Below are 2,016 nucleotides of genomic sequence, written 5' to 3'. Positions count from 1 at the left end.
GCCGAAAGCCACTAATGCCAGTCACCTGCTTGCCATCAGGCGTCAGCGACATGGCACGGGCGCCGAACCATTCGACCGCCGAGGCCGCCAGCAGCCCATACTCCCAGTCGGCAAAACCTTCGATGAAAAGGAAGCCGATCGTCTTCTGTTCGGGCATAAGCTCGCTCCCATCCTCACGCACCGGACCTGTTATCTGGGCGTTGACGCGCCGACATCCAATCGCCGGGTCGAAAAATTGGCTTTAATTGCCGCGAGGGCCACGATCCGCATACATGTCCGGCCAGCCGATATCCTTGCGAATGTCCGCCGGCAGCGAGTTCATGAACCGCTGAGTGCGGATCTCGTTGCGCATCGTGCGGATCTTGCCGACATAGTGCTGCATGCCGCGCAGAATGGTATAACCGTTCATGGCTAGTCTCCTCTCTCTGTGTAGAGGCACTATCGCATACCCCTCCTGACAGCAGTCTGTCAGGAGGATGGCAGGGCGCGAACAATAGTTCCGGACAGTGCGCGCGCCGCAGGGCAAGGCATCGTTTTTCGCCGCATCGACCGGTATCTCAAGGCAGGTTTGCGGCTTCCGATTGTTCATAGCGACGGCGTAGTTTTCGGCGCCGCTGTTCAGCTTCCGGCGACGGACTGTCGGAATACGAGGCCTTCAGCGGGGTGACCGCAGGTCTGATATGGAGGGAGAAAATTCTTCCCCAACAGCAGGGAGACGACGATGAGCTTGCAACTGACAGGTATCCACCATCTGACCGCCATCACCGCGAACGCGCCCGGCAATCTTCATTTCTACACCAAGGTGCTGGGTCTGCGGCTGGTCAAGAAGACCGTAAACCAGGACGACACCTCGGCCTACCACCTTTTCTATGCCGACGGCGAAGCGACGCCTGGCACCGACCTTACCTTCTTCGACTGGCCGGTCGGCCGCGAGCGGCGCGGCACGCACAGCATCGTGCGGACCAGCCTCAGGGTCGGCAGTCGGGAGAGCCTTGCCTGGTGGAAGCAACACTTGACCGACGAAGGCCTGGCAACAGGAGAGATCGCCGACACCGGCGGTTATGCGTCATTGGACTTCGAAGATCCCGAGGGCCAGCGTCTGCGCCTGGTCAGCGATGGCGGCAAGGGCGGCAGCCATCCCTGGGCGCAAAGCCCGGTACCGGTCGAGCACCAGATACGCGGGCTCGGGCCGATCGTCATCAGCGTTCCCGACATCACCAACACCGAGGCGGTGGTGACCAAGGTGATGAACATGCGCAAGGCGCGCGACTATGTGTCGCCGGAGGGGCAGGTTCACGTCTTCGAAATGGGCGAGGGCGGGCCGGCGGCGGAGCTGCATGTCCTGGTGCAGCCGGGACTGGCGCCGGCACGGCAAGGCGCCGGTGCGGTTCACCATGTCGCCTTCAGGGCGCCGGACCAGGAGACGCTGCATCAATGGACGGCGCGGCTGGCCGAATTCCGCCTGCCGTCGAGCGGCGAGGTCGAGCGCTATTACTTCCGCTCGCTCTATTTCCGCGAGCCGAACGGCATCCTGTTCGAGATCGCCACCGACGGGCCGGGCTTCACCGCCGACGAGCCGCTGGAAACACTGGGGGAAAGTCTTGCTCTGCCGCCATTCCTCGAACCGAAGCGCGCTTCGATCGAGGCTGGCCTCAAGCCGCTGAAGTAGATCGTTTGCCAGCCGCAGGCGGGCGCCGCGTTCTGACCCAGGATCGCGGCGTCGTTCTTTCTCAGGCAATGAACGACGTGCTTTGACAGCCGGGCGCGTTGCTGGTCAAAGGCGGCATGACGAAATTCCTCGCCCTTGTCATCGTCGGTTTCATGGTCATTCAACTGATCAAGCCGCTTGGCTGGCCAGGCCTCAAGCGACGCGGCGATTTCTGGAAGCTGGCACTGCTCGCCATGGCTGCGATTTCACTGGCGGCCGTGCTCGGGCATCTGACGTAGGACGGCACTTGTCGTCGGTGCTCAATTGCCAAGCACCGGGCCAACCAGATGCTCGGCCCAGGCCCGGTG

The 2,016-nt window shown here is 62.5% G+C and carries 3 protein-coding genes and 1 pseudogene; 2 read left to right on the top strand and 2 right to left on the bottom strand.

Annotation, left to right across the window (positions count from 1 at the left end; all coding sequences use genetic code 11):
* A pseudogene (locus EN893_RS39575) lies at positions 1–157 on the bottom strand (glutamine amidotransferase); the annotation flags it as partial.
* Positions 158–241: 84 nt separating this feature from the next.
* Entirely contained in the window at positions 242–409 is a 168-nt protein-coding gene (locus EN893_RS31050) for a hypothetical protein (RefSeq protein WP_013529241.1), read from the bottom strand.
* 312 nt (positions 410–721) lie between these two features.
* On the opposite strand from EN893_RS31050, the gene EN893_RS31045 reads away from it, so the two are divergent.
* Together EN893_RS31045 and EN893_RS31040 are read left to right on the top strand one after the other, a co-directional pair.
* Positions 722–1,669, top strand: a complete 948-nt coding sequence (locus tag EN893_RS31045; protein ID WP_127271596.1) for a ring-cleaving dioxygenase — start codon at positions 722–724, stop codon at positions 1,667–1,669.
* A gap of 98 nt (positions 1,670–1,767) precedes the next feature.
* Positions 1,768–1,947, top strand: a complete 180-nt coding sequence (locus EN893_RS31040) for a hypothetical protein (RefSeq protein ID WP_032899099.1) — start codon at positions 1,768–1,770, stop codon at positions 1,945–1,947.
* Positions 1,948–2,016: the final 69 nt, after the last annotated feature.

The sequence above is a fragment of the Mesorhizobium sp. M7A.F.Ca.CA.004.04.2.1 genome, assembly GCF_004022825.1.
Taxonomy (GTDB): domain Bacteria; phylum Pseudomonadota; class Alphaproteobacteria; order Rhizobiales; family Rhizobiaceae; genus Mesorhizobium.
Note: the sequence above shows the minus strand (reverse complement) of the source record. Positions and strands in the feature narration are given on the sequence as shown.

Excerpts from the sequence above, each read along its gene's own strand:
- EN893_RS31050 (WP_013529241.1), bottom strand. The coding sequence starts at position 409 with ATGAACGGTTATACCATTCTGCGCGGCATGCAGCACTATGTCGGCAAG.
- EN893_RS31045 (WP_127271596.1), top strand. The coding sequence starts at position 722 with ATGAGCTTGCAACTGACAGGTATCCACCATCTGACCGCCATCACCGCG.